At 70.8% G+C, this 3,365-nt stretch carries 4 protein-coding genes; all 4 read left to right on the top strand.

Annotated features, from left to right (window positions below):
- The coding region (locus tag GTR02_RS20670; RefSeq protein ID WP_166609359.1) for a hypothetical protein at positions 1–454 on the top strand (454 nt) is incomplete at its 5' end.
- A gap of 10 nt (positions 455–464) precedes the next feature.
- Positions 465–1,271, top strand: a complete 807-nt coding sequence (locus GTR02_RS20665; RefSeq protein WP_166609358.1) for an AIM24 family protein — start codon at positions 465–467, stop codon at positions 1,269–1,271.
- Positions 1,272–1,382: 111 nt separating this feature from the next.
- Positions 1,383–1,958, top strand: a complete 576-nt coding sequence (locus tag GTR02_RS20660; RefSeq protein WP_166609357.1) for a TerD family protein — start codon at positions 1,383–1,385, stop codon at positions 1,956–1,958.
- 130 nt (positions 1,959–2,088) lie between these two features.
- Positions 2,089–3,228, top strand: a complete 1,140-nt coding sequence (locus tag GTR02_RS20655) for a DUF475 domain-containing protein (protein ID WP_166609356.1) — start codon at positions 2,089–2,091, stop codon at positions 3,226–3,228.
- Positions 3,229–3,365: the final 137 nt, after the last annotated feature.

Genomic DNA, 3,365 nt, shown 5'->3' with positions numbered 1-3,365 from the left:
GGCGGAGCCCGCCCCCGCGCCCGCGACCGGCCCCCGCATCTCCGACGCCGAGCGGTCCCTGGTCCGCACGGTCCGCCGGGTCGACACCTCCGACCGCTTCGAGCGCACCGACGTCGTGCTCGTGCACGAGGTCGCCGACCTGCTGGGCCCGCTGCTCGAGCACGTCGCCGAGCGGGGTGCCGACGCCCGCGTCCGGCACGACCTCGAGACGCTCGCGCTGGAGCACCTGCCGCGCACGGTCGACGACTACCTGGTCCTGCCCGCGGACTACGCCCGCACGCACGTCAGCGCGGGCGGGCGGACGCCGGCGCAGGAGCTGCGCGCCCAGCTGCACCTGCTCGTCGAGGGCTGCACGTCCCTGCGCGACGCCGTCCACGACGCTGACGTCACCCGCCAGCAGGAGCAGTCCCGCTTCCTCGAGGCGAAGTTCCGCCGCAGCGACCTCGACCTCTGAGGAGGACTCCGTGACCCTCGACCTCGAGCTGGTCGGCACGACGACGCAGATGGCCGTGGTGACCCTGCGCCCCGGGCAGGTGGTCTACGCCGAGGCCGGGAAGTTCCTCTTCTCCTCCGGTGACGTCGCGATGGAGACGAAGCTCTCCGCGCCGACGGACCCGAACGGCCCGGGCGGGGCCGCCGGCGGCTTCTCCGGCCTGCTGCGCGGGGCGGCCGCGGCCGGCAAGCGGATGCTCGCGGGGGAGTCGTTCGCCTTCCAGCACTTCAGCACCAGCGGCGGGGCGGGGCTGCTCGGGCTCGCGGGTGTCCTGCCCGGGGAGATGCGGCACCTGGAGCTGGACGGCTCCACCACCTGGTACGCCGAGAAGGACGCGTTCGTGGCGGCCGAGGCGGGCGTCCACTTCGACATCGCCTTCTCCGGCCTCGGCGCCGGCCTCATGGGCGGGGAGGGCTTCATCCTCGAGAAGTTCACGGGCCGCGGGTCCCTGCTGATCGCCGGGGCCGGCGACTTCATCGACCTCAACCCGGCCGACTTCGGCGGCGTCGTGAAGGTTGACACGGGCTGCATCGTCGCCTGGGACGACCGCATCAGCTACGGCGTGGAGCGCGTCGGGCGGCTGAACCGGCAGGGGGTGATGAGCGCGGTGCTCGGCGGCGAGGGGCTGACGCTGGCCACGCTGCGCGGCGACGGCCGGGTGATCCTGCAGTCGGTCACCATCGACGGCTTCGCGAAGGCTCTCGCGAAGAACACGGCCCGACGGGACGACAGCGGGCCCGCCGGCCTGGGAGGGTTGTTCAGCGGCTCCCGCGACTGACGGGCACTCATCGGTGACGGTGATCGTTGGACCGCACGCCAGCTCGCGCTGGAACGCACGACGAGGCCGCGCAGGACGCGCGGCACCACGAAGACGAACGGAGCGGACACCATGGGCGTCAGCCTCAGCAAGGGCGGCAACGTCTCCCTCACCAAGGAAGCGCCCGGCATGACCCGGGTCGTCATCGGCCTCGGCTGGGACGCGAACAGCTTCACGGGCTCGGAGTTCGACCTCGACGCGCAGGCCATCATGGTCGGGGCGAACGGCAAGGTCCCCAACGACGGGTTCTTCGTGTTCTTCAACCAGCTGAAGTCCCCGGAGGGCTCCGTGGAGCACACCGGCGACAACCGCACGGGTGAGGGCGAGGGCGACGACGAGGTCATCAACGTCGACCTGGCCGCGGTGCCGGCCGAGATCGAGAAGGTCGTCTTCACGGTCGCCATCTACGACGCGGACACCCGCAAGCAGTCCTTCGGGCAGGTCCGCAACGGCTTCATCCGCGTCGTGAACGCGGACTCCAAGGCCGAGGTCGCGCGCTACGACCTCACCGAGGACGCCTCGACCGAGACCGCCATGGTCTTCGGCGAGCTGTACCGCGCGGGCACCGACTGGAAGTTCCGCGCCGTCGGCCAGGGCTACGCCGACGGGCTCCGGGGCATCGCGACGGACTTCGGCGTCAGCGTCTGAGCCACCCACCGCGCGTCGTCCCCACCGGGGGCGGCGCGCGGTGGTGCGTCGCCGCGCCGTGCGGTGAGCGGTGCGTTGAGTAGGGTTCGCAGTCCGGCCCACGGGCTCCGCATGAACAGGAAGCTGACAGGTGATCCTCAAGACCTACCGCTGGTCCTTCGTCGTCACGGCCCTGGGACTGGTGCTGGCCGCCTGGTACGGGACCTCCGGCGACCTCGGGTTGCTCCAGGCGGTCTTCCTCGTCCTGATCCTCTCGGTCCTCGAGATCAGCCTCAGCTTCGACAACGCCGTGGTCAACGCCACCATCCTGGAGCGGATGAGCCACTTCTGGCGGAAGATCTTCCTGTCCGTCGGCATCATCATCGCCGTCTTCGGCATGCGCCTGGTCTTCCCCATCGTCCTGGTCAGCGTGACGGCGGGCCTGGGGCCCGTGGAGGTCGTCCAGCTCGCCCTCCAGGGTGGTGACCCGGAGACCCCCGGCACCTACGGCTACGAGCTCAACGAGGCCCACCCGACCATCGCCTCCTTCGGCGGCATGTTCCTGCTGATGCTCTTCCTCAACTTCATCTTCGGGGAGAAGGAGCACCACTGGCTCGGGCCGATCGAGCGCGCCCTGGAGAAGGTCGGCAAGCTGGAGTACGTCCAGGTGATCGTCGCCGGTGCCGTGCTGCTGGTGGTCGCCGAGACCTTCGCCACCGACCACGGCCGGACCGTCCTGGCCTCGGGCCTGGCCGGCATCGTCACGTACCTGCTGGTCAACGGCCTCGGTGAGCTGTTCAACGTCGAGGACCACGTCGAGCACGACGACCCCGCCACCACGTCCGCGGGGACGACGGCCTCCGGCACCAACGGGCCCAGCGACGCGGCGCTGGCCACCGGCAAGGCGGCGTTCTTCCTCTTCCTGTACCTGGAGGTCCTGGACGCCTCGTTCTCCTTCGACGGCGTGATCGGCGCGTTCGCCATCACCTCCGACCCGGTCATCATCGCGATCGGCCTCGGCGTCGGGGCGATGTACATCCGGTCGATGACCGTGCACCTGGTCGACGAGGGGACCCTCGCCCAGTACCCGTACCTGGAGAACGGCGCCCTGTGGGCCATCGGGGCGCTGGCCACGATCCTGCTGCTGAGCATCGAGATCCACATCCCCGAGGTCGTCACCGGCCTCATCGGGCTCGCCTTCATCGTGGCCTCGCTCATCAGCTCGATCCGCTACAACCGCGCCCACCCCGAGCAGGCGCACATCCAGCAGCACCCCGCGCACGCGAGCTGAGCCCGCACCGGCGGTCGACGACGCAGGAGCGGGAGGCCCGGGGAGGGGAGCGTGGTGAACGACGGGGGACGACCGGCCGAGGAAGTTGTGGACCTCCTCGGCAGGCCGGGACGGCAGCGCAGCACACGGACGCTGGC

Source organism: Kineococcus siccus (assembly GCF_009906795.1).
Taxonomy (GTDB): Bacteria; Actinomycetota; Actinomycetes; order Actinomycetales; family Kineococcaceae; genus Kineococcus; species Kineococcus siccus.
The sequence above is the reverse complement of the archived record's forward strand: the minus strand, read 5'-3'. Positions and strand labels throughout refer to the sequence as shown.